The sequence below is a fragment of the Martinezella tropici genome (assembly GCF_008370325.1).
GTDB lineage: Bacteria > Pseudomonadota > Alphaproteobacteria > Rhizobiales > Rhizobiaceae > Rhizobium > Rhizobium tropici_B.
The window spans coordinates 394,617-420,682 of the sequence record NZ_VNIP01000008.1; the positions used below are offsets into that span (position 1 = coordinate 394,617).

25 protein-coding genes and 1 pseudogene are annotated in these 26,066 nt (G+C 60.5%); 22 read left to right on the forward strand and 4 right to left on the reverse strand.

Annotated elements, in window-relative coordinates; translation table 11 throughout:
- Window positions 1–192: 192 nt before the first annotated feature.
- The 8 genes from FP026_RS14960 (at window position 193) to FP026_RS14995 (ending at window position 9,014) form a co-directional block, all read left to right on the forward strand.
- Complete coding sequence (locus FP026_RS14960) at window positions 193–1,077, forward strand: sugar phosphate isomerase/epimerase family protein (RefSeq protein WP_149635408.1); 885 nt, start codon at window positions 193–195, stop codon at window positions 1,075–1,077.
- Window positions 1,078–1,142: 65 nt separating this feature from the next.
- A complete protein-coding gene (locus FP026_RS14965; RefSeq protein ID WP_149635409.1) occupies window positions 1,143–2,351 on the forward strand; it encodes an ROK family transcriptional regulator in 1,209 nt (402 codons plus the stop codon).
- Between the two features lie 29 nt (window positions 2,352–2,380).
- On the forward strand, window positions 2,381–3,358 hold the full coding sequence (locus tag FP026_RS14970) for a tagatose kinase (protein WP_149635765.1): 978 nt from the start codon (window positions 2,381–2,383) through the stop codon (window positions 3,356–3,358).
- Window positions 3,358–4,635 (forward strand): D-tagatose-bisphosphate aldolase, class II, non-catalytic subunit, encoded by a 1,278-nt coding sequence (locus tag FP026_RS14975; protein WP_149635410.1) that lies wholly within the window; start codon window positions 3,358–3,360, stop codon window positions 4,633–4,635. The genes FP026_RS14970 and FP026_RS14975 overlap by 1 nt, the downstream gene beginning before the upstream one ends.
- Before the next feature lie 23 nt (window positions 4,636–4,658).
- The gene (locus tag FP026_RS14980) at window positions 4,659–5,384 is read left to right on the forward strand and encodes an SDR family oxidoreductase (protein ID WP_149635411.1); all 726 of its coding nucleotides are present in this window, start codon (window positions 4,659–4,661) and stop codon (window positions 5,382–5,384) included.
- An 11-nt stretch (window positions 5,385–5,395) separates the two neighbouring features.
- The gene (locus FP026_RS14985; RefSeq protein ID WP_149635412.1) at window positions 5,396–6,169 is read left to right on the forward strand and encodes an SDR family NAD(P)-dependent oxidoreductase; all 774 of its coding nucleotides are present in this window, start codon (window positions 5,396–5,398) and stop codon (window positions 6,167–6,169) included.
- Between the two features lie 462 nt (window positions 6,170–6,631).
- Complete coding sequence (locus FP026_RS14990; RefSeq protein ID WP_149635413.1) at window positions 6,632–7,972, forward strand: SAM-dependent methyltransferase; 1,341 nt, start codon at window positions 6,632–6,634, stop codon at window positions 7,970–7,972.
- A gap of 274 nt (window positions 7,973–8,246) precedes the next feature.
- The gene (locus tag FP026_RS14995; RefSeq protein WP_149635414.1) at window positions 8,247–9,014 is read left to right on the forward strand and encodes a L,D-transpeptidase; all 768 of its coding nucleotides are present in this window, start codon (window positions 8,247–8,249) and stop codon (window positions 9,012–9,014) included.
- 108 nt (window positions 9,015–9,122) lie between these two features.
- Here FP026_RS14995 and FP026_RS15000 read toward each other — a convergent pair whose 3' ends face one another.
- Window positions 9,123–10,019, reverse strand: a complete 897-nt coding sequence (locus tag FP026_RS15000; RefSeq protein ID WP_149635415.1) for a sugar phosphate isomerase/epimerase family protein — start codon at window positions 10,017–10,019, stop codon at window positions 9,123–9,125.
- Between the two features lie 177 nt (window positions 10,020–10,196).
- Between FP026_RS15000 and FP026_RS15005 the strand changes: the two genes are divergently transcribed.
- The 13 genes and pseudogenes from FP026_RS15005 to FP026_RS15065 all read left to right on the forward strand — a co-directional run bounded on the left by FP026_RS15005 (window position 10,197) and on the right by FP026_RS15065 (window position 22,747).
- Window positions 10,197–11,267: a LacI family DNA-binding transcriptional regulator gene (locus FP026_RS15005; RefSeq protein ID WP_246665349.1), complete on the forward strand. Its 1,071-nt coding sequence runs from the start codon at window positions 10,197–10,199 to the stop codon at window positions 11,265–11,267.
- Window positions 11,231–12,238, forward strand: coding sequence for a substrate-binding domain-containing protein (locus FP026_RS15010; protein WP_149635416.1), 1,008 nt, complete (start codon window positions 11,231–11,233; stop codon window positions 12,236–12,238). Before FP026_RS15005 ends, FP026_RS15010 begins: the two co-directional genes overlap by 37 nt.
- Window positions 12,239–12,413: 175 nt before the next feature.
- The gene (locus FP026_RS15015) at window positions 12,414–13,907 is read left to right on the forward strand and encodes a sugar ABC transporter ATP-binding protein (protein ID WP_149635417.1); all 1,494 of its coding nucleotides are present in this window, start codon (window positions 12,414–12,416) and stop codon (window positions 13,905–13,907) included.
- A complete protein-coding gene (locus FP026_RS15020) occupies window positions 13,900–14,934 on the forward strand; it encodes an ABC transporter permease (RefSeq protein WP_149635418.1) in 1,035 nt (344 codons plus the stop codon). Before FP026_RS15015 ends, FP026_RS15020 begins: the two co-directional genes overlap by 8 nt.
- On the forward strand, window positions 14,927–15,985 hold the full coding sequence (locus tag FP026_RS15025; RefSeq protein WP_149635419.1) for an ABC transporter permease: 1,059 nt from the start codon (window positions 14,927–14,929) through the stop codon (window positions 15,983–15,985). Before FP026_RS15020 ends, FP026_RS15025 begins: the two co-directional genes overlap by 8 nt.
- Window positions 15,982–17,370 (forward strand): FGGY-family carbohydrate kinase, encoded by a 1,389-nt coding sequence (locus FP026_RS15030; protein WP_149635420.1) that lies wholly within the window; start codon window positions 15,982–15,984, stop codon window positions 17,368–17,370. The genes FP026_RS15025 and FP026_RS15030 overlap by 4 nt, the downstream gene beginning before the upstream one ends.
- A gap of 32 nt (window positions 17,371–17,402) precedes the next feature.
- A complete protein-coding gene (locus FP026_RS15035; protein ID WP_149635767.1) occupies window positions 17,403–18,059 on the forward strand; it encodes a class II aldolase/adducin family protein in 657 nt (218 codons plus the stop codon).
- An 83-nt stretch (window positions 18,060–18,142) separates the two neighbouring features.
- Window positions 18,143–18,418 (forward strand): ribbon-helix-helix domain-containing protein, encoded by a 276-nt coding sequence (locus tag FP026_RS15040; protein ID WP_149635421.1) that lies wholly within the window; start codon window positions 18,143–18,145, stop codon window positions 18,416–18,418.
- On the forward strand, window positions 18,405–18,749 hold the full coding sequence (locus FP026_RS15045; protein WP_149635422.1) for a type II toxin-antitoxin system RelE/ParE family toxin: 345 nt from the start codon (window positions 18,405–18,407) through the stop codon (window positions 18,747–18,749). The genes FP026_RS15040 and FP026_RS15045 overlap by 14 nt, the downstream gene beginning before the upstream one ends.
- Before the next feature lie 151 nt (window positions 18,750–18,900).
- On the forward strand, window positions 18,901–19,575 hold the full coding sequence (locus FP026_RS15050; protein ID WP_149635423.1) for a response regulator transcription factor: 675 nt from the start codon (window positions 18,901–18,903) through the stop codon (window positions 19,573–19,575).
- Window positions 19,572–21,023, forward strand: coding sequence for a sensor histidine kinase (locus FP026_RS15055; protein WP_149635424.1), 1,452 nt, complete (start codon window positions 19,572–19,574; stop codon window positions 21,021–21,023). Before FP026_RS15050 ends, FP026_RS15055 begins: the two co-directional genes overlap by 4 nt.
- A 208-nt stretch (window positions 21,024–21,231) precedes the next feature.
- Window positions 21,232–21,819 (forward strand): annotated as a pseudogene (locus FP026_RS15060) (ankyrin repeat domain-containing protein); the annotation flags it as partial.
- Between the two features lie 91 nt (window positions 21,820–21,910).
- Window positions 21,911–22,747, forward strand: a complete 837-nt coding sequence (locus FP026_RS15065) for a bifunctional allantoicase/(S)-ureidoglycine aminohydrolase (RefSeq protein WP_149635425.1) — start codon at window positions 21,911–21,913, stop codon at window positions 22,745–22,747.
- Window positions 22,748–23,030: 283 nt separating this feature from the next.
- Here the strand turns inward: FP026_RS15065 and FP026_RS15070 are convergent, their stop codons facing one another.
- A complete protein-coding gene (locus tag FP026_RS15070; RefSeq protein WP_188112582.1) occupies window positions 23,031–23,657 on the reverse strand; it encodes a LysE family translocator in 627 nt (208 codons plus the stop codon).
- Between the two features lie 171 nt (window positions 23,658–23,828).
- On the reverse strand, window positions 23,829–24,287 hold the full coding sequence (locus FP026_RS15075) for a DUF1801 domain-containing protein (RefSeq protein WP_149635426.1): 459 nt from the start codon (window positions 24,285–24,287) through the stop codon (window positions 23,829–23,831).
- A 145-nt stretch (window positions 24,288–24,432) separates the two neighbouring features.
- On the opposite strand from FP026_RS15075, the gene greA reads away from it, so the two are divergent.
- On the forward strand, window positions 24,433–24,915 hold the full coding sequence (greA, locus tag FP026_RS15080; protein ID WP_149635427.1) for a transcription elongation factor GreA: 483 nt from the start codon (window positions 24,433–24,435) through the stop codon (window positions 24,913–24,915).
- A 55-nt stretch (window positions 24,916–24,970) separates the two neighbouring features.
- Here the strand turns inward: greA and FP026_RS15085 are convergent, their stop codons facing one another.
- Window positions 24,971–25,990, reverse strand: a complete 1,020-nt coding sequence (locus FP026_RS15085) for a substrate-binding domain-containing protein (protein WP_149635428.1) — start codon at window positions 25,988–25,990, stop codon at window positions 24,971–24,973.
- Window positions 25,991–26,066 lie beyond the last annotated feature (76 nt).

Below are 26,066 nucleotides of genomic sequence, written 5' to 3' on the forward strand. Positions count from 1 at the left end.
AATTATGGGGCTATCTCGTTGTTTTGGTTGTCGATAATGGTCGATGGAGAAACGTAAGAATATTCATCCTGGCATAAGCGGAGATTTTCTCGCTAAATCAAACTTCGCTTCGCCGAATTTATTTGTTGCTTCGCCATACTAAGTAACTTAATTCTGGATGAGGCTTGGACGAAAAATCACGAGGTTACGACGATGCGACGCTTGGGAATCCATTCATTTGTATGGACGGGCGGCCAAACCCAGGAAGGGCTTGAAACGGCCCTGCAAAAGACGGCCGAGCATGGTTACGGAACCATCGAGTTCGCCTATCTTCGCCCCGAAAAATTCAACCTGGACCGGCTCGCAAGGCTCGCGCAGTCGCTTGACGTGGAGATCGGCGTGACGATGGGGTTGCCGCTCGACAAGGATGTGTCGAGCGAGGATGCTTCGGCCGTCGCGGATGGCAAGCGGATGCTGGCCGACGCGGTGCGGGCAGTCAGAGACATCGGTGGCAACAAGCTGGGTGGGATCCTTTATTCCGCGCATACCAAGTACAATCGCCAGCCAACAAGGAAGGGCTGGGACAACAGCGTCGCCGCCATTGCGGCGACGGCTGAAGTGGCCAGGGAAGCAAAGGTCGATCTTGTCCTCGAAATCGTGAATCGGTTCGAGACCAATCTGTTGAATACGACCGCGCAAGGGCTGAAATTCATCTCCGAGACCGGCTCCGATCATGTTCGCCTGCATCTCGATACGTTCCACATGAACATCGAGGAAGCCAATCCCGCCGCGGCAATCCGCCTGGCCGGCGACAAGATCGGCTATTTCCACATCGGCGAAAGCAATCGAGGCTATCTCGGCGACGGCGTTATCGATTTCGACCTGATTTTCGATGCCCTGCTTGATATCGACTACAAGCGCGACATCGTATTCGAAAGCTTTTCGACCGCTGTCGTCGATGAGGGGTTGTCGCTCGCCTGCGCGATCTGGCGCGACACATGGACCGACAACGATCCTCTTGCCGCCCATGCGAAGCGTTATATCGAGCTCAAATATGACGAGGCCAGGCGCCGGCGTGCCACAAGCGCTCGTCCCTGATAATCCTTCGTGTGACCCGCTCCGGCCGTGTAAGTTGGCGTGGGTCGATTTGAAGGGATTGGAACATGAACGACACCGTCTCCATCGGAAGCTCGCCGCGTAGAATTCGCCAGAGCAATCTCGTCGCGGCCCTGCAGGCGATCTACAGCCATCGCGGCATGAGCCGCGCCGATCTGGCGCGAAAGCTCGGCATGAACCGCTCGTCCTCTGGTGAGATCGTCGCCGAGTTGACGGAAGGCGGGTTTGTTCATGAGCTGGAGGCAGGCAGCAGGCGTGGCGAGCAATCGCGCGCGGGGCGGCCGGGGATCATGCTGGAACTCATCCCCGATGCCGCGTTTTTTGTCGGCATCGAGATCGGCGTGGAACATATATCCGCTGTCGTTATCGATCTTGCCGCCGAAGTCAGGGTTTGCCGCAAGGTTGCCTTCGATACGCTGTCTTCGACGGTCGAGAGGGCTGTCGAACATGGCGTAGCCCTTATCGTTGGCGATACGACAAAGGAGATGATGGCGCTGTGCAGGGGGCTGGGCATTTCGACGCCGGCTCATATCCGGCCCGATGGCTCGGTAAGCCTTGCGCCAATTCTCGGATGGCGAGACGTCCCGTTGAAGGAAATCTGCCGGTCTGCATTTCCGGTCAAGGTTCCGATCGCGATAGAGAATGATGCGAATGCCTTTGCGATAGGGGACAGCTACCGCAGCCGCATCGCAGGCGTGACGCTCTTCCTGCTCATGGAGACCGGCGTCGGCGGCGGGATCGTCATCGACGGCAAGCTGTTTCGCGGCGGCCATGGCCTGGCCGGCGAGATCGGCCATACTCTCGTGTCCGGAAGCGGCGGGCAAAAATTCGAACAGCTGATCGGGCGCGAAGTGCTGATCAGGCACTATCGCGAGGCCGTCGGACGAAATGACGCCGACCTGCAGGACTTTTTGGTCGGCGTTCGCGATCGCGTTCCGGCGGCCGTCAATATTGCGGAGACATGGTCACGTCATCTGGCATATGCGCTGTTGCAGGCCTGTCGGCTGATCGACCCCGGCAGGATCGTGCTCGGCGGCTCGGTGGCATCTCTCTATCCGATGGTTGCCGCCCGCGTGGCGGTCCATATGTCCGAAGGCCAGAATATTCCCTTTCCCAATCCCGAAATCGTCGTTGACCAAGACGCTGAATTCGGGTCCGCATTCGGAGCGGCATGCATGCTTCACCAGCGCTTCCTTTCGTTGGAAAACGAGGAGTTCAGCGGTGACGATGGCATGCAGCAGCGCGCGGCGGTTTGACAATAACAGGTATCGAAAGCATGACTGCGATGACTTCAGCACTGGCTCCTGACCAGCTCGGCCCCACGGTATGCGTCGGGGAAATTCTTGTGGAGATCGTCGCCACGACCGTCGGCGATGGGTTCGTCGAAGCCCAGCCGCTCATCGGGCCTTTCCCCAGCGGTGCGCCGGCGATTTTCATTTCGCAATGCGGGCGGCTCGGTGGCAGCGCGGCCATGATCGGCGCTGTCGGTGCCGACGATTTTGGCCGGGTGAATATCGAAAGGCTCAAGCGCGATGGCGTCGATATCTCGGCAATATCCATTGATCCGGATTACCCGACAGGCAGCGCCTTTGTTCGCTACCGCGGAGATGGCTCCCGCGATTTCGTCTACAACATCGCCAAGTCCGCCGCCGCGCGTTTCGGATGGAGCGAAGGTGTCCGCGATCTCATCGGTCGCAGCGGCCATCTGCATGTCATGGGCTCGGCGCTGTCGGTTCCGAGCGCATGCGAGGTGATCGACAAGGCCGTCGATATCGTCAAGGCTCGTGGCGGCACGCTCTCCGTCGATCCGAACATCCGCAAGGAACTCAAGCTGGACGAGGACACCGAACGACGTTTTGCCAGGCTCGTCGCCGCTGCCGATCTACTGCTGCCATCCGGAGAGGAATTGGAGCGGGCGGCCGGGGTCGAGGGCGAGGCGAATGCCATCCGCCGCCTGTTCGACATGGGGGTCAAGGAGATCGTGCTGAAACGGGGAGCGGATGGGGCGACCTATTTCAACTGCAAAAGCGAGCGCATCGATGCTCCGGCCTTTATCGTCAAGGAAATCGATCCGACTGGGGCCGGCGATTGCTTCGGCGGCGCCTATCTCACCTGCCGCCGCCTGGGCATGTCGGCAGAAGATGCCCTGACCTATGCGGCGGCTGCCGGCGCTCGCAATGTCACCGTCGTCGGCCCGATGGAAGGTGCCGGCACCCGCGCGGAACTCGATGCGTTCATAGCCACCACCGCGAGGCACTCCTGATGCAGGTCCATCTCAATCAACTGGCAATGCTGAGAGCCGAAGGCCGGCCGAAGGGCATCACCTCTGTCTGCTCCGCGCACCCGCTTGTGCTTAGAGCTGCGCTCCGGCACGGACGAGTGCATGCGAGCACCGTGCTGATCGAGGCGACCTGCAACCAGGTCAATCATCTGGGCGGTTATACAGGCATGACGCCGGGCGACTTCGCCGCCCTTGTCCAGCGGATCGCCAAGGAGGAGGACTGCCCGGAACAGCTCATCGTTCTGGGTGGCGATCATCTTGGCCCAAATCCATGGCGGGATCGCCCTGCCGAAGAAGCCATGGCCGAGGCGGAGAAAATGGTCGCCGCCTATGTCGATGCCGGGTTCCGAAAGATCCATCTCGACGCCTCGATGGGCTGCAAGGGCGAGCCTGCGGCGCTCGACGACGAAACCACTGCCCATCGCGCGGCACGCCTTGCTGATGTGGCTGAAGCTTCGGCACGGAGGAGCGGCGGTGCCATGCCCCTCTATGTGATCGGCACGGAGGTCCCGCCGCCGGGCGGCGCCGATCATGCTTTAACGGCCATCGAGCCGACGGCCGCCTCGGCGGCTCGCAAGACGATCGATGTCCATCGTCGCGTGTTTGACGAAGCGGGTTTGCACGAGGCGTTTGGACGTGCCATCGGATTGGTCGTCCAGCCCGGCGTCGAGTTCGGCAATCACAATGTCATTGTCTACGACCGCAGCAAGATAGCCGAGCTGAAGTCGGTACTGACCGACGAGCCGCAATTCGTTTTCGAAGCCCACTCGACCGACTACCAGGGTACTGCGCCGCTGTCGGCTCTCGTGGAGGATGGATTTCCCATCCTGAAGGTCGGTCCCGAACTGACTTTCGTGCTGCGTGAGGCCCTCTACGGGCTGGATCTGATCGCTTCCGATCTCTTGCCCGATTATGGCGAGCGGCCGCTCCATGCCGCAATCGAAGCATTGATGCTGGCTCATCCGAAGAATTGGAGCCAGCACTATCACGGGACCGAAGGTGAGCAGCGGTGGCTGCGGCATTATTCGCTGTCCGACCGCATCCGCTACTACTGGGCTTCGGCGGACGCCCAGTCCGCCGTCGAGAAACTATGTGATGCTCTGCGTGGACAGACCATACCGCTGCCGCTGTTCTGGCAGCACATGCCTGCCGCGCGACATTTCGCCGATGCGCCGCTGGACCCAGAGGAGGTCCTGATCTGGCGGGTTACCTGCAGCCTTGCGGACTACCACGCCGCCTGCGGTACAGGGAAACGATAGAAGTTTAATCCAAGGAGGAGAGAATGGACGAATTGAAGGGAAAAGTGGCTGCGGTGACCGGTGCGGCATCCGGGATCGGATTGGCATCCACGGAGGCCATGATCGCGGCCGGAGCGACGGTCGTTCTCGTCGATCGTGACGAGAAGGCATTGAGGTCGGTTTGCGAGCGCCTGGGAGAGAGGGCTATCCCGCTCGCCATGGACCTGCTGGATACTGAACAATGCGCCTCGCTATTGGATGGCATCCTCGCCAAGGTCGATCATCTCGATATCCTGCATGCCAATGCCGGCACCTATATCGGCGGTGACCTGGTGGAAGCCAATCTCGATGCCATCGACCGGATGCTCAACCTGAACGTCAATGTCGTCATCAAGAATGTCCGGACCGTGGCGCCGCATATGATCGAGCGGGAAACCGGCGACATCATCATCACCAGCTCGGTCGCGGGCCATTCGCCGGTGCCTTGGGAGCCTGTCTATTCGCCATCGAAATGGGCGATGACATGCTTCGTACAAACGATGCGGCGTCAGCTTCTGAAGAGCGGAATCCGCGTCGGTTCGGTGTCTCCAGGCCCCGTGATCAGCGCCTTGCTCGCCGATTGGCCGGAAGAAAACCTGCGCAAGGCCAAGGAGGCCGGCGCTCTGATCGAACCCAAGGAAGTGGCCGATGCGATCATGTTCATGCTGACGCGTCCGCGCAACGTCACGATCCGCGACGTCGTGGTCCTGCCAAGCGCTTTCGACATCTGAGGAGCTGCATCATGAGCTACCAGAAGAAATTTCGCCTTGACGGCGAGCGGGCGGTGGTCACCGGTGGTGGCCGTGCGATCGGTCTTTGCTGCGTGGAGGCGCTGGCCGAGGCCGGGGCGGCCATCGTCGTCATCGAGCGCGCCGAGGCCGACGCCCGAGAGGCGCTCGCCTTGCGGGAGAAGGGTTACGACATCGACCTGCGGATCGGCGATGTCACCGACTCCGCGCGCATGGAAGCGATCGCCACGGAGCTTGCCGATGGCGGCCGCGCCGCGACGATCCTGGTGAACAATGCGGGGATCGGCCAGAGCGGCATCCCGTCGCAGGACGTCACGGATGCCGATTGGCTGCGCATGATGGATGTGAACATCAACGGCGTGTTCTGGTGCTCGCGTTCCTTCGGCCGTCACATGGTTGCGATGAAGCGTGGCGCCATCGTCAATCTCGGCTCGATGTCCGGAATCATCTGCAACCGGCCGCAGCCGCAGACGCCGTATAATGTGTCCAAGGCTGCGGTCCATCATCTCACGCGTTCGATGGCGGCCGAATGGGCTGAGCACGGCGTCAGGGTTAATGCCGTCGCCCCGACCTATATCGAGACGCCGATGGTCATGGCGGTCGAGGCCAATCGCGATCGCATTCCGATCTGGCTTGCCGACACGCCGATGGGACGGATGGGCGCGCCTGAGGAAGTCGCCAGCGCTGTCCTCTTTCTCGCATCGAGCGCCGCAAGCCTGATGACGGGCACCATTGTCAATGTCGATGCCGGCTTTACCTGCTGGTAGGCGTTCCGTTCGATGGAAGAGCGGCAGGCTCGTCTGCTTCCATTCGGATAGAAACGGCCATTAGAGCGGCTGGTTTCATCATGCTCCAGTCTCGTTCGCTGACGAGGCTGGCGTGTTTCATGGCCTCTCAGGGCCGATCCATTCCATTGTTTTTACGAAAATTTCGGCAGGAAAGCCGCTGAACGCCTTTCCGGGAATACGTTAGTCCCACGCAGAGGCGATGCTTTTGCAGATGCGAACCGAAGGTCCTGAATTCGTCATCGCGTCGATCTTGGCGACGATGGCGATACAACCGCGTGGGCATTATCACAATCAAGTCTACGCAACCTTGATGTCGCAAATGATCTGGCTATTCTACCAGATTAGGTAGTACGCTTTCCGCATTGAAATACCGTCTCGGGTTTCTCGGCCGCCCTCGGGCCGCGGAGCCGCCCGCAAGGAAACGATAAACAGGTAGTTTTCATGTTCCTAGAAGCAGCTCTTTCCAGCTTGATCAAAATCGGAACACTCACGGTCATTTTTCCCGATGGTTCCACGCGCGATTTCGGTACGGGATCGGAACCGCGTGCAACGATGAAAATAAAAACCGCCCGCGCAAAGCGTCGCCTCTTCTTCAATCCTGCCCTGGCGCTCGGCGAGGCCTATATGGACGACGAAGTCGAGCCGGGCGATGGAGATCTCTTTCAAATGATGGACTTGCTCGTCCTGAATATGGAGGGGGGCGGCACCCATCCCTTCAGCAAGGTCATGGACAAGGTTCGCTGGCTGCGCCGGCATCTCGACCAGTTGAATTTCGCCGGACGCTCGAAGCGCAATGTTGCCCATCACTACGATCTCGATGCGCGGCTCTATTCGCTGATGCTGGACGACGACCGGCAATATTCCTGCGCCTATTTCCCTGTCGGCGATGAGACGCTCGAGGAGGCGCAGCTCAAGAAGAAGCGGCATATCGCATCGAAGCTCATGCTCGATCGTCCAGGCCTCGAGGTTCTGGATATCGGCTGTGGTTGGGGTGGCATGGCGCTTTATCTGGCCCGAGAATTCGGAGCGCGGGTAACAGGCCTCACTCTTTCGGAAGAGCAACTGCTGGCGGCAAAAGCGCGTGCGAAGGACGCCGGTCTCGAGCATATGGTGACGTTCGAGCTGCTGGACTACCGGTCTTGGACGCGGCCCGTCGACCGCATCGTCTCCGTCGGCATGTTCGAGCATGTCGGCATCAATCACTACCGGACCTTCTTCGACAAGATCCGCGCCGTGCTCAAGGAGGATGGCGTTGCGCTGATCCATGCGATCGGCCGGGCTGACGGGCCGGGCAGCACGAATCCCTGGATCGCAAAATATATCTTTCCAGGCGGTTACTCGCCGGCGGTCTCCGAAGTCCTGTCCGTGGTCGAGAAAACCGGGCTCTGGACGACCGACATCGAAATCCTTCGTCTCCATTATGCCAAGACTCTCGAGCAATGGCGGGATCGCTTCATGAAAAACAGGAGCACCCTGGCCAAGCTCTATGACGAGCGGTTCTGTCGGATGTTCGAATTCTATCTGATCGGATCCGAGCTTGCCTTCCTCCGCATGGGTCATATGAACTGGCAATTACAGCTGACCAAAAATATCTCTGCTCTGCCGTTGGCACGTGACTACATGGTCGATATCGAGCGGGCGCGGACAGCTATCGCAGAGCAGGGGAAGGCGCAGCCGATCGAAGCCGCGAGCGCGCGGGCGCGACGGGATCTGACCGTGCATGACGAGCGCAAGCCCCGTCAGCAAAATCAATCCGGTACGGAGTCTTCCCGGAACCTCTGAGAACAGCTTTCGATGTGGCAGCTGGCGTTACCGTATCGCGCGGATTGACGCCAGCCGGCATCGGCAAACACGAGATCGTCCCCCGCGACGGTTCGATGTGAGGTCAGGTCCAGTCCCGAAAATGCGAGCCGTATGGTCATCGTGTCGGCGGACTTGCCATCACAGATCGCAATTGGCTATGGGGTTATCGCCATAGGATGATTAGACATGCTTCCCTTTTAGTTTTCATTGCCTGAAAGGGTGGCACCAATTCGCGAGGAATATCAGGACCGAAATGCGCTCAGCCAAGAACGAAAAGACTCTTTCACGACGAGCTTTCATACTCGGATCCATCTCCGCCACCGCATCGCTTGCGGGGTGTGCCACGACGGCCCCGGTTCCGACGCCGATCGCCGCGCCGGCTCGCATGCCGCCCGTCGTTCCCGTCGCTTCGCAGGCTGAGAGCACGATCGCGCCGGATCCGGAACTCGAGGCTCGCTATGCCTCGCTGGCTGATGGCGGCCATGTCATTCCGGCGATACCTTATCAAAAGCTGGATCCGAAATTTTACCGGCAGCGCGTTCCTGATCCGACCGGAGAGCCGGCCGGCACGGTCGTCGTGGATACGGCGTCGAGATTTCTCTATGTCGTGGAACGCGGCGGCACTGCCATGCGATATGGCGTCGGCATCGGCCGCGACGGCTTCGCCTGGGAAGGCGAGGGGATCATTCATTGGCGGCAGCATTGGCCGCGCTGGAAACCGCCGGGCGACATGATCGCCCGCAAACCGGAACTTGCGAAATATTCGGTTGCCAATGGCGGCATGGACCCGGGTATCAAAAATCCTCTGGGTGCCCGCGCGCTCTATATCTTCCAGAACGGCAAGGATACGCTCTATCGTCTGCATGGCTCGCCGGAATGGCGCTCGATCGGCAAGGCAGCGTCATCAGGCTGCGTTCGCCTGGTCAACCAGGATGTCATAGACCTCTACGAGCGCATCCCCTATCACGCGCGGATCGTGGTTCATCAATCACCCCTGCAAAGCAAAGGGGTTTCGGCCTGAATAAGCGGCTCCCCGAAAGGCGACGGGGCAATCGTATGTGAGATAAAATCTTTGCCGCGCAATCCCTTCCCCCCCTTGAAGAGAAGGGATTGTGGGCGTTCTTAGCCATCACGGAAGGCGGCTGCGCTGCTGGCTTTGACGCTGGGCCTCCTGAGCGGCCTTGAGCTGCGCCTTCGTATACATCAGGGCATGTTCGGCAAGGTCACGGCCATCATCCCAGAGGTTGCGCCAGATGCCGAGAATGCCTTCGAGCGGCTGACCGACGACGCGGGAGGAGAAAGATTCGAAGGTGATGGGTCCCTTATAGCCGGAGCGGACAAGAGCCCTGAACACGCCGGTGAGATCGATCGTGCCCGAGCCTATATAGCCGCGATGGGAATCGCCGGTGTGGAAGTAGCCGAGATGATCGCCGGTTTCGAGAATGGCGGCCGGAATATCCGATTCCTCGATGTTCATGTGGTAGACGTCCAGGTGCACCTTCACATTCGGCATGGCGATGCGCTTGCACATTTCCACGCCTTGGGCGGCCGTATTGAGGACATTGGATTCGTAGCGGTTGACCACTTCCAGAACGAGCGTGATGTTGCTTTTTGCCGCCGTCTCGGCCACCTCGCGCAGAATGTCGACCGATTGCGCGACGCCCGCGGCGGTCGTCGGCTCGGTATATTTACCGAAGGCCGAATGCAGGATGCCGCCGATATATTCGCCGCCGCAATCGCGGCAGACGGCGATTGCCTGTTCCAGCTTTTCCTTGCCGCGCCGCCCCTTCTCCTTGTCGCCGCTTGAAATGTCGCTGTCGAAATCGAGGCCGAGCGAGAAATTGATGCCGATACCACTCTTTTCCAGCTGGCGGCGTGTGAATTCGGGATCGATCAGACTGGGATCGAGCGCCGGCGCCTCGATGAAATCATAGCCTACCTCGGCGCTCTTTGCGATTGCGCGGGCGCATTCGTCGCGGCTCCAGCCGGCCTCCCAGACCAGCGCGTGAACTCCTAGCTTGTTCATGATCGTCCTCCCGGTTTCGTGGGTGCAAAGGAAATTGCTGCAATGCGAAAGACATGAATCGTTTTATACTTGAATTGGTCGCGTTGACACCGCGTCTATACAGGTTTAGCTTACAATAAAACGTTTCACCAGAGTTTTCGTAATATCAATCGGAGATTGTTAGTGGAGGAGGGCAAAGTGTCGAAATCGCGAACTCCCTCCATCAAGATGGTAGCCGAGAGGGCGGGCGTCTCGGTGGCGACCGTTTCGAATGTTCTGAACGGCAAGCCGACGGTCTCCGCCGATTTTGCCAGGCGCGTGAATGATGCCGTGCGCGAGCTCGGCTACGTCGTCGATCTCGGCGCCTCGCGGTTGCGTTCGCGCAAGACGCAGCTTGTCGGCGTCGTCGTGCCGGATCTCACCAATCCGATGTTTGCCTCCTTCGTCTCCACATTGGAGCATCTGGCGCGCCTCGACGATTACGATCTGGTTGTCGTGTCAGCACGCAACGATGCCGAGGAAGAGGCCGATCGCCTGCGCAAGATCCGCGCCTGGCGTCCGGCGGGTCTGATCGTCATTCCCTGCGACGGCGCCTTTGCCGAACGCCTGCCGACCGGCTTTTTCGCGCCGGTCGTCCTTGCTGACCGCATACCGGATGCAGCCGGGTTCGATTTGATTGCGGTCGATAACGGTCCGGCCGCCGGCGCGATCGCCGCACATCTCGATGGACAGGGCTATCGTGATTGCATGGTTGTCGGCAGCAGCCTTTCGATCAGCAATGTGCGCGAACGCTGGGAGGGCGTGCGGGCGGCAGTCAAGCGCATGCATGTCGAAATGCTGGAGATCGGCATTGATGATGCCAATGGCGCGCAGCGTCTCGAAGAGCGGCTTCGCCGTCGTCCGCTGCCGGGCGCGCTGTTTTCGCTCGACCACGGCACGACGCTTCTGACCTATCGCACCATGGCGGAGATCGGGCTTTCCGTGCCCGAGGACCTCGCCTTTGCGAGCTTCGACGATATGGAATGGATGCAGCTGGTCGCGCCCGGCATCACGGCCGTGCGCCAGCCCATTGAGGAAATGGCCGAACAGGCCTGGGCGCTGCTCTTGCGGCGCATGACCGGCTCTGCCGGAAAACCGGTTACACGGCGCCTGCGCTGCGCCGTCGAGATCCGCGGTTCGACGCCGCGGAGCCCGCTTGAGGAGGCGGGTAACGTGAAACTGGGAGGAAAAAAATGGAAATTACAAGACGAACCATACTCACCGGAATAGGCGGCGCTGTCGTTGCCGGTACGCTTGGCGCTACGATCGGCGTCGCACAGGCGGCCGAGCCGCAGGTCGGCGTCGTCGTCAAGATCGGCGGCATTCCCTGGTTCAACGCCATGGACGTCGGCATCAAGAAGGCCGCACCGGAATTCAAGGCGAATGCCTGGATGGTTGGGCCGACACAGGCGGATGCCGCGCAGCAGGTGCGTGCCATCGAGGATCTGATTGCCCGCAAGGTCGCCGTCATCGGCATCGTACCGAATGATTCCGCAGCGCTCGATCCCGTTCTCGGCCGTGCGCGGGCTGCCGGCATCAAGGTGCTGGCCCATGAAGGCCCAAGCCAGAAGGAAGCGGATTGGGACTTCGAACTGACGACCATCGAAGGCTATGGCCAGGCTCATATGGACCTGCTCGCCAAGCAGATGGGCGAGGAAGGCAAATACATCGTCTATGTCGGTTCTCTAACGGTTCCGCTGCACAATGCCTGGGCGGATGCGGCGATCGCCTACCAGAAGCAGAAATATCCGAAGATGGAGATGCTCGGCGATCGCTTCGGCGTGGCCGAGAGCCTGGATGAAAGTATCAAAACCACGCAGGATCAACTGCGCGCTCACCCGGATCTCAAGGGTATCCTGACGTTCGGCTCGCAGGGGCCGATCGGTGCGGCGCGTGTTCTCGACGATCGCGAAAAGGCGAAGTCGATCGTGCTGGTCGGCGGCTTCTCGCCGGGGCAGGGCGTCAAATACGTGAAGTCCGGCACGATCCGCGGCGGCTTCATCTGGAATCCGATGACGGCAGGCGAGATCTTCGTCCAGCTCGCCTCTCTGCTGGCCGCCGGCAAGGAGCCGACCGACAATATGGAGCTGACCGGCGTTGGCAAGGTTCGCGTCTATCCGGACAAGAAGCTCATCCAGGCCCAGAAGCTGGAGTCGCTCGATAAGGAAAATATCGACCGGCTCGTAGCGCTTGGTCTCTAAAGCATTTCCAGGAAAAGTGCGCAGCGGTTTTCCGTCCGGAATGCGTAAGGAACCAAGAGGATAGAGCTTTTCCGCGATTCGAAGAAAAGCGGAAAAGCTCTGGCTGTTCCTCCCGAGGGCCGGCGGTTGGCGTAGATGCCGCCGCCGGCCGACCCACCTCAATCGGAGTGGATCGATGAGCGATGATATCCCCTTTCTGCGATTGACCGGGCTGTCCAAGCGGTTCGGCGGCGTGCGCGCATTAGAAGAGGTCGACTGGGATGTTCGGCCCGGCGAAATCCATTGCCTTGTCGGTGAAAACGGCTGCGGCAAGTCGACACTTATCAAGACCGTGGCCGGCGTGCATCCGCCCACGGCAGGCATGGTCGAGATTGAAGGCAAGCCGGTTCTGCCGCTGGATCCGGCCGGCGCCAAGGCTTTGGGAATCCAGGTGATCTTTCAGGACCTGTCCCTCTTTCCCAACCTGTCCGTTGTCGAAAACATCGCCGTCGAGAGCCATCTCGACCGGCTTGTAAAGCCGGTCAACTGGAAACGGATGCGTGAGAAGGCCAGCGTCGTGCTGGCAAGGCTCGGCTTTGCGCTCGATCTCGATCTCGTGGTGTCCGATCTCTCGGTGGCTGAGCGCCAAATCGTTGCCATCGCGCGCGGCCTTGCTGCCGAGGCGCGGCTGATCTTCATGGATGAGCCGACGGCATCGCTGACGCGCGCGGAAGTCGACCGTCTGCTCGATATTGTCGGACGGCTCAAGGCGGATGGCATTGCTGTCGTCTTTGTCTCCCACCGGCTCGACGAGGTGGTCGAGATCGCCGAACGCGTCACCGTGATGCGCGATGGCCGCAAGGTCGGAACCTGGCCTGCCGATCAGATGAGCGAGAAGAAGATCGCGCATCTGATGACCGGGCTCGATATCGATCACTCAATCGTCGCTCGCGACATGGGCGAAGCTCAGCCCGTTCTGGAAGTCAGTGGTCTGTCGCGCCGCGGCGAGTTCGCCGATATTGATTTCACTCTGCGCCGCGGCGAGGTGCTTGGCATTTCCGGATTGCTGGGATCGGGCCGCACCGAGCTCGCCCTGACGCTGTTCGGCATGCATCGTGCCGAAAGCGGCAGCATCTACCTCGAGGGCCGGCAGCTTACGCTTCGCTCCAATCGTGACGCGGTGTGCGCCGGCATCGCCTATGTCTCCGAGGATCGGCTGAGCCTCGGCGTCATCCTGCAGCAGTCGATCGGCGACAACATCATGCTTGCGGTCATGAGGGGCATGGCAAACCAGCTGGGGCTTATTCCCGACAGGACGCGCAGGCAGCTTGCCGAAGATTGGGTAAAGCGGCTCGCCATCAAGGTCCCATCGGCCGATCGTGCCGTACAGACGCTTTCGGGCGGCAATCAGCAGCGTGTCGTTTTGGCAAAATGGCTCGCAACGCGGCCGAAGGTTCTGATCCTCGATTCCCCGACCGTTGGCGTCGATATCAAGAACAAGCAAGGGATCTACGACGTGGTGGCCGATCTCGCACGACAGGGCGTCGCCATCATCCTCATCTCCGATGAGGTGTCCGAGCTGTTTGCGACCTGCGACCGCATCCTGCACATGCGCGCCGGACGCATCGTCGGCGAAGCGGTGCCCGGGAACGTCAGTGAGGCCGATATGAAGGAGCGTATCTATGCATGAGCACGGCAAGACGGTCGGATCATCCTTCGTCGCGCAATTGAAACGTCGCCCGGAAACATGGCTGCTGGCCGTCATCGCTGTGGTGGTGCTCGTTTTCTCTCTGACGGCGCGAGACTTTCTGACCCTCGCCAATATCATCGATCTGCTCGAAACCTATTCGGTGCAGGCGATCATGGCGATGGGCCTTTTCGTCGTGCTGGTTTCGGGCGGTATCGACATCTCCTTCGCGGCAACTGCTTCAGTAGCGCAGTATTGCGCGGCATTACTGGCAACGCAGTTCGGATTTTCCGCGCCCGCCGTCATCGTCTGCGGCTTGGCGATCGGCATCGGCCTCGGCTGCCTGAATGCGCTGCTGGTCCACTACGTGCGCATCACGTCAATCATCGCCACGATCGCCATGATGAGCGCCAGCTTCTCATTGCTGATGTATTTCTCCGGCGGCAAATCGATCTACACATTGCCGGATTGGTGGACGAACCGCATCGTGTTCTGGCGCATGGAGACGGCATCGGGCGATATCGTCCGCGTGACGCTGCCGATCGTCGCCATGGTGGTGGTGACGCTGTTCACCTGGGCGTGGATGACACGGTCTTCGGTCGGGCGTCAGCTTTATGCCATGGGCGGCAATGGCGAGGCCGCGCGGCGCATCGGCATGAATATCGGCCGCCTGCAATTCGTCGCCTATGGCTATCTCGGACTGATGGCGGCGATCGCCGGCCTGCTGCAGGCGCACCGGGTAGGCGAAAGCGTGCCCAATGCCATGTACAATACCGAACTTGCGGTATTGTCCGCCGCGGTGCTCGGCGGCGCCAGCCTGACGGGCGGCATCGGCACCGTGCCCGGCGTGCTGCTCGGCATCGTGCTGCTGGCCGTCCTGCAGAACGGGCTCAACCTGCTCGGCGTTTCCTCCTATTTCTTCCAGATCGTCATCGGTATTACCATTCTGGTCTCGACCTCGATCACCGTGATCAGCTCGCGTCCGGGCCGCCGCCACCGCATCATCGCCGGAGCGTCGTCCAATGGCTGAGCATCCGCTTCTCTATAATCTCAACAGCAGCCTCGCGGACCTGATGGCGCGCGTGCGGGCGGGCGTTCCAGGCGCGCATACCGGGCTCGTCGTCCTGCTGATCCTTCTGGTCACCGGCTTCTCCCTGTTCATTCCGAACTTCGCTTCGCTCGGCACGCTGCAGTCCTTTATGTACCAGCTACCGCTGCTCGGACTTCTGTCTTTGGCAATGATGGCCCCACTGATAACGGGCGGCCTCAATCTGGCGATCATCGCGACGACGAACCAGTGCGCACTGCTGATGGCTTTCACCATGCAGAGCCTGATCACGCCTGATAGCGGCACCGGGACGGCAATTGCCGTGATTGCTCTGGCGCTTGTCGCCGGTCTTGCATTGTGCCTGCTCATCGGCTTCGTTACCGGTCTGCTCATCGCCTATACCGGCGTTCATCCGATCCTGATCACACTCGGCACGAAATCGCTGATCGACGGCATCAGCATCTATCTCACGCGCGGCATGGCACTGTCGGGCATACCTGACGGCTTCAGCCGTATCGGCACGACCACAATTGTCGGCGTGCCGATGATCTTCCTGCTGCTGATCGTCGTCGCCGTCATCGTCAGCCTCATATTGCGGCGTACCGCCTTCGGCGTCGCCTGCGCCATGATCGGTTCGAATATCGAAGCGGCGCGCTATTCGGCGATCGACACGCGGCGGGTACTGGTCGGTGTCTATGTCATGTCGAGCCTTATCTGCTTCTTCGCCGCCTTGGTCATGCTGGCGACGTTCAATTCGGCAAGCGCGGATTATGCGCAATCCTATCTGCTGGTGACGATCCTTGCGGCCGTGCTCGGCGGCGTCGATCCATTCGGCGGCTTCGGCACGGCCGGCGGCCTGATGCTGGCGCTCGCGATCCTGCAGGTCATATCCTCGGGCTTCAACCAATTCGGCCTCAGCAACTATCTGACGGTCGCGATATGGGGCGGCATTCTCATCTTCGTCGCCATGGTTCAGACGGCGCGGCCCTATCTCATGGGGCTGCTGCCAACACGTTTTCTCGGTCCGAAATGAGCATCGTTGCGGTTTTCGACATCGGCAAGACGAATGTGAAGCTGTCGGCGGCAAGCGACGACGGTCGTGTGCTGGAGACGCTATCGACGCCGAACAAGGTCAAGGACGGACTGCCTTATCGCCATCACGACCTCGATGAACTCGAAGCCTGGCTCATCGACAGCCTGGCAGCATTGGGCAAACGGTATGACATAGGCGCGATCGTCACCTGCGCGCATGGTTCCGGGGGCGTGCTGGTCGATGGGCAGGGTGCGGCAATGCCGATGATCGACTACGAGCAGCCCATACCCGCCGATGTCGACGCCTACTACAGGACGATCGTCGGTCCCTATCGCGAAAGGGCGAGCGCCATCATGTTGGGTGCGGCGCATCTCGCGCGACAAATGCTCTGGCAGGAAATGCACTGGCCGGAGACATTCGCGGCTGCCAGCGCCTATCTCGCCACCCCGCAATATTGGGCTTTCCGCCTGTCCGGGGTCTTGGCAAGCGAGGTTACGAGCCTGGCGGCGCAGTCGCATCTTTGGGCGTCGGCCGATGGCTGGCCGGCCGCGCTCGTCGCAAGCCGTGGCTGGCAGCGACTGATGCCGCCGATGCGGCGGGCCTGGGAAACGCTTGGGTCCTTGAAGCCGGAGCTTGCCAGACGCTGTGGCCTGAAGGCAACGACGCGCATCCTGTGCGGCGTGCACGACTCCTCGGCGAACTTCTACCGTTACCAGGCCGCCGATCTCTCCGATTTCATGGTCATTTCCACGGGCACATGGATCGTCGCGCTCACGGATCGCCTCGGCGTTGATTTCGATATCGAGTTGCCCGGTCATTCCTGCAATGCCGATGTGTTCGGCAATCCGATGCCCGGCATGCTGACCATGGGCGGGCGCGAATTTTCCGCCGTTGCCGCGAAGGCCTCAGGCCCAGCCTCGATGCAGGCAGTGCGGAGGATCGTTGCCTCAGGCACTTTTGCGCTGCCGACCTTCGGCTCGGACGACGGGCTCTTTCCCGGCACGGCGCACCGCGGCCGCCTGGAGGGGCCGCTTGCAGAGGATGAGGGCGTCCGCTTCACGCTCGCCGTACTTTATTCGGCGCTGCTGACCGCAGACTGCATCCGTGATCTGCCTGAGGCGGGAACAGTGGTGCTCGACGGGAATTTTGTCGTCGAGCCTCTCTATGGCGCCGCTGTTGCGGCCCTTTTGCCCGACCGGCGGGTGCTTGTGAGCCGCAGCACGACCGGTACGGCGACGGGCGCTGCCATGCTCGCCGCCCATGAAAAGCGCATTTCGCCCGCGCCGCTCGCCGCCGAAGCGCCGGATACTTCCGACTTTCCCGAACTTTCATCCTATCAGCGCCGCTGGCAGGCGCTGATCAAGACCATGGAGCAAATATCGTGACGACTTACGACGACAACGCCCAGCGCGAGGAAATGGTGGCGATCTGCCGCCGGATGAACACGTCCGGCATCAACCAGGGAACGGCCGGCAACATGTCCGTGCGCAATCCCAAGGGCTTCCTGATCACGCCGACATCTCTCCCCTATGATGTGATGCAGCCGAAGGACCTAGTGCAGATGTATTTTGACGGCAGTTACGGGGGTGAACGCCGGCCGTCGTCGGAATGGCGCTTTCATCGCGATATCCTTGCCTCCCGCCAGGATATCGAATGCGTCCTCCACTGCCACTCGGTCTATGCGACCACGCTTGCCGTGCACCACAAGACCATCCCCAGCTTCCACTACATGACCGGTGTCGCCGGGGGTACGACGATCCGCTGCGCGCGCTACGCCACCTTCGGCACCCAGGCGCTTTCGGATGCGGCCATCGAAGCGCTGCAGGACAGGCTCGCCTGCCTGCTTGGTCAGCATGGGCAGATCTCGCTCGGCAAGACGCCGGCGGCCGCGCTTGCTCTTGCCATCGAGGTCGAAACCCTGTCGCGTCTTTATGTTCAGGCATTGACGCTCGGCGAGCCTCCCATTCTCGATGACGAGGAGATGGCGCGCGTCATCCAGCAGATGAAGAATATGAGCTATGGGATGGCGCCGGATCTGGGCGGCGTCAACGATACGGCGAAACGCCGGCAATAGGCCCAACGCTTGAGGGCTTCTTGATTCGACGCCTTGACATATATGCGACTGGGTCGCACTTTAACGCTTGAAGGAGATAGCCAGTGAGCGTCAAGTCGTCGATATCGTTGACCGATCAGCAGGATGCATTTGCCCGCTCGCTCGTCGAGACGGGACGCTATTCCAGCTTGAGCTCCGTTCTCCAGCAGGGTTTGGAGCTGCTTCGGCAAAAAACCGAGGCGGAGGCGGCGGAGACGGAGGCGCTCCGCATGCTCATTCGGCGACGGGTGGATGGGCCGAAGATCTCTGTAACGGACATGGAAGAGCGGATCGAAAGCATGATCGAAAAGAAGCGGCGCGCTCTTCGTGTGGAATCTTGAATATTCGAGAGACGCGGATCGAGAATTCGAGCTGATCTTCGATCATCTGTTCCTGGCCTATCTTGACCTCGGAGATGGGCCCGAGGAAGCTCTGGAGCGTGCCGCGGATCGCATTCGCAAGCTTCGTCTGGCAATCGATCGGCTGGTCGAGACGCCTCACATCGGAACATTGCGATCGAATATCCTTCCCGGCATTCGCTTCCTGCGGCCTGACGGGGCTGCGGTCTGGTTTCTGCCGATCGAGGAACGTCGGACGATTGTCGTCGCCGCGATTTTCTTTGGCGGCCAGGATCACATCAGGCGGATGCTGGCGCGCTTGCTGGAAAGTTAGCGACCGGCGCCTTGATCACGTCCCCGCAGCGCTGCCGGCAACAATCGGCGCAACGCGGTACCACTTCGTAAATCTGCGTGTAATGTAGCTGCAATCTTCGGCTGTCACTGGGGCGAAGGATGGCAAGCGCCGTTCTTTGGGGGAAACGTCATTGCGAATCTTGCTTCTTGAGGATGAGCCCGAGATGGCTCGAGCGCTGCTCGAAGCATTGAGGCGCCGCGATGTGCTCGCCGATCACGTCCGCACGATTGCCGATGCCGAGGCCATGGCCCGCATCGGGACCTATGATGTCCTGGTCCTGGATCGTCGCCTGCCGGATGGCGAGGGTTTGGATCTCGTTGCTGCGCTTCGTCAACGCAGGCATCCCGTGCCGATCCTCGTTCTGACCGCTCTCGGCACTGTCGACCATCGTGTGGACGGACTTGATAGTGGTGCCGACGATTATCTTGCCAAGCCTTTCGCCATCGAGGAGTTGCTTGCCCGCCTGCGAGCTCTCCAGAGACGCGGCCCGGCACTTTCCGACAGATATCTGAGTTTCGGCAATCTCAGTGTCGATCCGCGAAGCAGTGAAATCTCCATTGCCGGGTCTCTTGTCGAGTTTCCCAGACGCGAATATCTGGTGCTGGAGGCGCTGATGCGCCGTCCGAACCGTATCGTCACGAGGCCGAACCTGATCGAGGCGGTTTATGCATTGGAGGACGAAATCGGATCGAATGCCCTGGACGCGCACATCTCGCGAATCCGAAAGAAGCTCCTGATGGCCGAAGCCACGGTCGAGATCAGAGCCGTTCGAAACATTGGCTATCTCATCCGGACCAAAGCATGAAATCAGAACGCAGCCGGTCGTTGCGGTGGGGACTGATAAAGCGCCTCATCATCTTGCAGGCCTTCATTCTCGTTCTCTTTTTTGTTCTTCTCGTCGGATGGATGTGGATCATCAATCCAGAGCTGGAGGATGCCAACGAAGAGGCCGTCCGCGTCGTCGCGCAACAGGTTACAAAGGACGATGACGGGCAGCTGCAGGTGGCCGAGACGCAGGAGGTCATCGAGCTGAAGCAGCGCTATCCGGAGCTCTGGTTCACCGTCCGCGACGACAAGGGAATCCTCTTTCAATATGGAAAGATACCGACAGCCGCCTTCAAGGAAAGCTTTCCCTGGACGATCGACCGGGCGAGGGTGGAAGCGGGCAACGGCGCGCATGCCACGGTCGAGAACCGGGAGACTTCCGTCGGCAAGCTGCAGATCGTGGCGGCCACCGAACAAGGCTTTGACAATGATGGCCTCAATGTATGGATCAACATGCGTGTCGAGGTCGCCAAGGGTCCGCATGGCGAAATCCAATGGGTCAGGGTCTTGCCGGCTTTGGCATTCGTCATCGTCATCGGTGTGTTTCCCATACTGGCGCTCACGGGTATCGCAACGCTGCTCGTCACGCCACGCGCCGTAGGCCGGTCGCTGAGCGGCCTCGTGGAAACGGCAACACAGGCGCAGGCGATCGATTTCGATACTCGCTCAGCCCGGCTTGAGCGTTCGAAGGTGCCGACCGAGATCATTCCGCTGGTGGACGCGTTCAACCATGCGCTTTCAAAGCTGGATGAAGGGTATAAAAGGCATAATCGCTTCCTCGCCGACGCCGCGCATGAATTGAGAACGCCGATTGCGATTGCGCGGACGCGGGCCGATCTTCTCCCCGAGGCCGAGGTGAGCCATCAGCTTCGGGACGATATCGACCGCCTCTCCCGCGTGGCGCATCAACTGCTGGAAATGCAGGCCATCGGCGCTGTCGAGCTGCGTGCGGAAAAGAAAGATCTGAATATCGTGGTCGAGAACATCGCAGCCGACCTTGCGCCGATCGCGATGGACGCGGGCTACGATTTCGACTTCGAGCCAAGCGCCGAGGAAGCGGTGTTCGTGATCCAGACCTCGACGATCGAGATGGCGGTCGTCAACCTGATCCGAAATGCGATCGATCATGCGGGGGGAAAAGGCGCGATCGTCGTCCGGGTCGGTGCCGCCGGCACGATCGATGTCTGCGACGAAGGTCCAGGCATACCGCTGGCGGAGCGCGATCGTGTCTTTGAGCCGTTTCGCCGCATCAATGCCAGTTCCTCCGGGGCTGGCCTTGGGCTGAATCTGGTTAAGAAGGCGGCCGAGATTCACGGTGGAAGAGTTTTATTCCTCGACACCGGCCAGGGCTTCTGCGTGCGGCTTGAAATTGGCTCCATCCCTCCCTCGGTCGTGGTGGCGGACAAGGGCTGGCGAGGAAGACGGTGAGGCTATGGCTCGGTCATGGCAATGGAAAATCCTGAAAGTGTTTTCATTTTCTCAGCGGTCCCGGCTTGGATATTCGATTTTCCGAAGCTGAGTTCCCTGCTAGGTTCAGACAGAAACACCAACGGGATGAGGCATGTTGAAATTTCTGCTGTCGGCCTGGCTTTTCCTGACGGCTGTCTGCACCCCTTTCCTTGCCTTCGGCGATACAATGGATCTTCGATTACACGAGGCGGCCGCAGCGGGCGACGTCGCCGCCATCCGGGAACTGCTCGTCAACGGCGCTGCCATCGAGGCGCGGGACGCAAGCGGTGCGACGGCACTGCTTGTCGCGACGCATGGCAACGAGGTGGAGGCCGCGCGGGCGCTGATCGAGGCCGGCGCCGATGTCAATGCCAAGGACGAGATTGAGGACAGCCCCTATCTCTATGCCGGCGCCCGCGGCCATCTCGACATTCTCAAGCTCACGCTTGCCCATGGCGCGAATCTCAAAAGCATCAATCGCTATGGCGGCACGGCGCTCATTCCCGCGTCCGAGCGCGGCCATGTCGAAACGGTTGATACCTTGATCAAGGCAGGGGTCGATGTCGATCACGTCAACCGGCTCGGCTGGACGGCCCTGCTGGAGGCGATCATCCTCAGTGACGGGGGTCCGTCTCATATTCGGATCGTCGAACTGCTGATCGGTGCCGGCGCAAACGTCAATCTGGCCGACAATGATGGCGTAACGCCGCTTCAACATGCGCGCAGCCGCGGCTACGACAAGATCGTGAAATTGCTTGAGAAAGCGGGGGCGCGTGACGCGCATTTCCGCTTGTGGCGTAATCCGCTATATGGCGGAGGCGTATGCCGCAGCCTCCGCGAAACCATGAGAATGAAGGGTCCAGACGATGCAAAGAAACTACTATTCTTCCCTTGGCGGTCATCCGCCGCAGAGCGATCTCCTGACGGGGAGGGCGGTATTCACGGAGGCCTATGCCGTCATCCCCAAGGGGGTGATGCAGGACATCGTCACCAGCTATCTGCCCTTCTGGAACGACACCCGCTGCTGGGTGATCGCCCGGCCGCTTTCGGGCTTCGCCGAGACCTTTTCGCAATATGTCATGGAGGTGGCGCCGGGTGGCGGCAGCGACAGGCCGGAACAGGATGCCGAGGCCGAAGGCGTTCTCTTCGTCGTCGATGGCGAGATCGAACTGACCCTGCTTTCCGGCAAGCATGTCCTCCAGCCGGGCGGCTATGCCTTCCTGCCTCCAGGGCTGAAGTGGTCGCTGCACAACCGCGCGGGCGCGCATGCCCGCTTCCATTGGATTCGCAAGGCTTATGAGGCTGTCGAGGGACTGGATCATCCGCAGCCGCTTATCCTCAACGAGAAGGACATCACCCCGTCGGCCATGCCGGGCACCGAAGGAGGCTGGGCGACCACCCGCTTCGTCGATCCCTCCGACCTGCGTCACGACATGCATGTGACGATCGTCACCCTGCAGCCCGGCGCCGTCATTCCCTTTGCGGAAACCCATGTCATGGAGCATGGCCTCTATGTGCTGGAAGGCAAGGCCGTCTATCGTCTGAACCAGGATTGGGTCGAGGTGGAGGCCGGCGACTTCATGTGGCTGCGTGCCTTCTGCCCGCAAGCCTGCTATGCCGGCGGTCCCGGTCCCTTCCGCTACCTGCTCTACAAGGATGTCAACCGCCACATGGCGCTTCGTCCTTTCGGATCGCGCCGTTAAGCTCGAGGATACTCGGGAACCCGGCGCTTTCGGGCGCCGGATTTTGCCTGCTCGGCAGCGATGGCATAGCCGCTGTCAATCGGGCGATCTGGATATAGTCGCTGCCGATCAGCGCGCGCTAGGCAATATTTCAGCCACCGGCAGGACATTGCTGATGGTAATCTTGTCCGAAGCTCACTCGCGCGGCCGTTCTCATGAGCGCCCGCGCGGCTTCTTTCGCCATATTGTGAGGACCCCATGCCGAGACATCAGGCATAGTCTTTAACCGGTTCACGAAATCGCATCACTGCTGCTGCAGGGCAAGCCTCACGCCGAGGGCCATATAGATTGTGCCGATGACCTTTCCCTGCCAGCGTCCGATGGTGCGGCTGCGGCGCAGCCAGCCGCCGAACGATCCGGCGCCGATCGCCAGAAGCGACGTGACGCCGATGCTGAGGGCGACGAAGATGGCGCCGAGCAGCGCGAATTGCGCGATGACGGAGCCGCTTTCGGGATGGATGAACTGCGGCAGGAATGCCAGGAAGAAAAGGGCCGTCTTCGGGTTGAGGATTTCGGTGAAGAAACCTTGCCGGAACGCGCGCATGGGGGTGATGGCCTGCGCTGTCGATACGTCGATGATGCCGCTCTTTTCGATGAAGGCCTTGAAGCCGAGATAGATCAGATAGATGACACCGGCATATTTGACGATCTCGAAGGCCAGCGCGGATGTGGCAAGCAGCGCCGACAATCCGAAGGTTGCCATCATCGTATGAAGGAGATCGCCGACGGCAATGCCAAGGCCGGTTGCCAGCCCGGCACGCTTGCCGCCGCTGACGGCCCTGGCAAGCGTGAGTAGCGTCGCAGGCCCGGGAATGACCATCAGACCGAGCACCACCAATATATATGTTGTCAAAACACCGAAGCTGATCATCGATCTCTCCCAAGTTGATGATTTATAGGCAAAGCTCGCGAAAGTGGTACTTTGCACCCGTCACTAATGAATGGTTGAAGATTAATCGATCTGACCGCTGTTGCAACGGTCATCTCGCATTTTGCGCCTGTCGTTCGGAGGGGTACCGTCGCGCCCGCAGTCCGCGGAGACTTACATATGCTCACCGGGCAGCCGGCTCGCTTGCTTCACCCAATCGGCAAGCTGCTCCTCGTCCAGCGTGTCGTCTTCATGTATGTTGAGATAGCGGGTCTCCTCGCTTTTGGACTCTCCAGGCGGGATCGGATGCAGCGATGCGCCGCGAAAGAAGGCGACCTTGACGTATTTCGTAAAGCAATGGATGCCCAGGAACCAGCCATCGCCTTCCATGCCATAGAGTGGCGAATTCCATTTGATCGCCTTTCGGACATTGGGGGCTGCCTTGACGACGAGCGCATCGATCCGGTGTCCGATCTCGCTCTTCCAGCCCGGCATGGCGGCGATGTAGGCTTGCACCGGCGCGTCGCCATCGCCCTTGGCGATCTGCGGATTGCCGCCGGAAAGCAGGCGCGGTTCCGATGCCGGCTGCGTGGACAGCGCCTTTGTCGGCGACCTCAGCTTTCTGTCGGCCATTGCATTTCTCCGAGGTTGCTGTCTGGTCTATAGTATAAGGCTGATTTGCCAGTCGTCTTCGTTGTTCAGGCCGACCCGTTCAGGGGCCGGCGGGATACCGTCGGAGATATCGTAAGAGCACAAAGCGTCGAAATGGAGCTTGAAATTGAGTACAGCGTTCATGAAGGAAGAAAGTGCCGAAGCGGCGGCGGAAACCGTGCTGCCCGATCGGCCTATTTCTTCGCATCCGAATCTTGTTACCGAAGCGGGATTGAAGGCGCTGGAGCTGCAGCTTCAGGAAGCGCGAAAAGCCTATGACACGGCAAATGCCATTGAAGATATCAATGAACGCCGGCGGCAGACCGCCATCCCGTTGCGCGATGCACGCTATTTCGCGGAAAGGGTTCGCACGGCCGAGGTCGTCACGGCTCCCGGTTCGTCTGACGTTGTCGTCTTCGGGAGCACAGTGACCTATAGCCGGGAAGACGGCCGTGTGCAGAAATATCGCATCGTCGGAGAGGATGAAGCCGATCCCAGGGCAGGATCGATTTCATATGTTTCCCCTGTTGCAAGGCTGCTGATGGGAAAGAAAGTTGGCGATGTCGTCAGCCTTGGCAAGGAGGAGCTGGAGATCGCGGCGATCGAATAGCCTTCATTTCCTTTCGTATACGGCCGCCGACGAGCGTGCAAAATTGCGACGTGCTTCAATTTGCGGGCTCGAAGGGCGTGGCGATCGCGACCCGCGACGGCGCCACCTGGAAATCGGCCGGCAACATGCGGTGATAGGCGAGCACGAGCTGGCAGGCGCTGCGGGCGTCGTGACGGAGATCATGGTGGATGACGAAGGTGATCTCGCAGGCGGCAAGCAGCCTGACATTGTCCTGATCGAGATCGTGCGCCGCAAAGACCGTGCATTCGCGCCGGGCTTCGGCAAATGCCTTCAAGATGGCGCGATTGCCGCCGCCGGCCGAATAGACCGCGCGGATTTCCGGCTCGCGTTCCAGCGCATCGCGGACAAGAAGCTCAGTCCTGCGGTCGACGCCGAATCCTTCTGAAATCCGGACGGCCGAAAGATGAGGAAAGCGCTCGGCGAGAACATCGCGAAATCCGCGCTCACGCTCGTCCTCGCCGGTAAAGAGCCTGCTTGACAGCGTCACCAGCACTTTGCCTGCCCGTTCTCCCGCCATGCGGCCGAGCAGATAGGCGGCGGTCGCACCCGCCACACGATTGTCCATGCCGACATAACCGATACGGGAATTTTCCGGCAGATCGGTCACTAGCGTGATCACCGGGATCTTTGCCGCCATGAGCTCGCCAGCAAGATCGGCAATGGCGGGTGTCGAGGCCGCTTTCAGGACGACACCGTGGCTGCCGCGCCGGCGGATGGCGCGCAGGATCGATAGAAGCTCCTGCTCGCTCATCGTCTCGGCCACGTGAAATCGCGCGGAAAACGAGGCGGGCCGCATGCCCGGCAATTCCGCTTCGAAGGCTTCGCGGACAGCTGCGGAGAAGCGCTGCGGCGTGTCCATGACGACATCGATGACGAGGCGCCGGCCGGCCAAACCCGATTGCACATATTGCCGCTCCAGCTCGGCAATTGCCGCCGCGACCCGTGCGCGGGTAACGGCGCGGACGCCTTCGCGTTCATGCATGACCCGGTCGACTGTTGCAAGGCTGAGCCCGGCCTGCAGCGCGATGTCTTTCAATGGGAAAGGCGGCTTCAAGGCGGTTCTTTCCGAGGTGTTTTTGAGGTGTTTTATGCCTTTCTCATAGGCCGGCCCAAGACTACGATCAATCCCA

Bases quoted from the DNA above. Each gene is read 5' to 3' on its own strand.
- FP026_RS14960 (WP_149635408.1), top strand. From the start codon at position 193: ATGCGACGCTTGGGAATCCATTCATTTGTATGGACGGGCGGCCAAACC.
- FP026_RS14965 (WP_149635409.1), top strand. From the start codon at position 1,143: ATGAACGACACCGTCTCCATCGGAAGCTCGCCGCGTAGAATTCGCCAG.
- FP026_RS14970 (WP_149635765.1), top strand. From the start codon at position 2,381: ATGACTTCAGCACTGGCTCCTGACCAGCTCGGCCCCACGGTATGCGTC.
- FP026_RS14975 (WP_149635410.1), top strand. From the start codon at position 3,358: ATGCAGGTCCATCTCAATCAACTGGCAATGCTGAGAGCCGAAGGCCGG.
- FP026_RS14980 (WP_149635411.1), top strand. From the start codon at position 4,659: ATGGACGAATTGAAGGGAAAAGTGGCTGCGGTGACCGGTGCGGCATCC.
- FP026_RS14985 (WP_149635412.1), top strand. From the start codon at position 5,396: ATGAGCTACCAGAAGAAATTTCGCCTTGACGGCGAGCGGGCGGTGGTC.
- FP026_RS14990 (WP_149635413.1), top strand. From the start codon at position 6,632: ATGTTCCTAGAAGCAGCTCTTTCCAGCTTGATCAAAATCGGAACACTC.
- FP026_RS14995 (WP_149635414.1), top strand. From the start codon at position 8,247: ATGCGCTCAGCCAAGAACGAAAAGACTCTTTCACGACGAGCTTTCATA.
- FP026_RS15000 (WP_149635415.1), bottom strand. From the start codon at position 10,019: ATGAACAAGCTAGGAGTTCACGCGCTGGTCTGGGAGGCCGGCTGGAGC.
- FP026_RS15010 (WP_149635416.1), top strand. From the start codon at position 11,231: ATGGAAATTACAAGACGAACCATACTCACCGGAATAGGCGGCGCTGTC.
- FP026_RS15015 (WP_149635417.1), top strand. From the start codon at position 12,414: ATGAGCGATGATATCCCCTTTCTGCGATTGACCGGGCTGTCCAAGCGG.
- FP026_RS15020 (WP_149635418.1), top strand. From the start codon at position 13,900: ATGCATGAGCACGGCAAGACGGTCGGATCATCCTTCGTCGCGCAATTG.
- FP026_RS15025 (WP_149635419.1), top strand. From the start codon at position 14,927: ATGGCTGAGCATCCGCTTCTCTATAATCTCAACAGCAGCCTCGCGGAC.
- FP026_RS15030 (WP_149635420.1), top strand. From the start codon at position 15,982: ATGAGCATCGTTGCGGTTTTCGACATCGGCAAGACGAATGTGAAGCTG.
- FP026_RS15035 (WP_149635767.1), top strand. From the start codon at position 17,403: ATGGTGGCGATCTGCCGCCGGATGAACACGTCCGGCATCAACCAGGGA.
- FP026_RS15055 (WP_149635424.1), top strand. From the start codon at position 19,572: ATGAAATCAGAACGCAGCCGGTCGTTGCGGTGGGGACTGATAAAGCGC.
- FP026_RS15065 (WP_149635425.1), top strand. From the start codon at position 21,911: ATGCAAAGAAACTACTATTCTTCCCTTGGCGGTCATCCGCCGCAGAGC.
- FP026_RS15070 (WP_188112582.1), bottom strand. From the start codon at position 23,657: ATGATCAGCTTCGGTGTTTTGACAACATATATATTGGTGGTGCTCGGT.
- FP026_RS15075 (WP_149635426.1), bottom strand. From the start codon at position 24,287: ATGGCCGACAGAAAGCTGAGGTCGCCGACAAAGGCGCTGTCCACGCAG.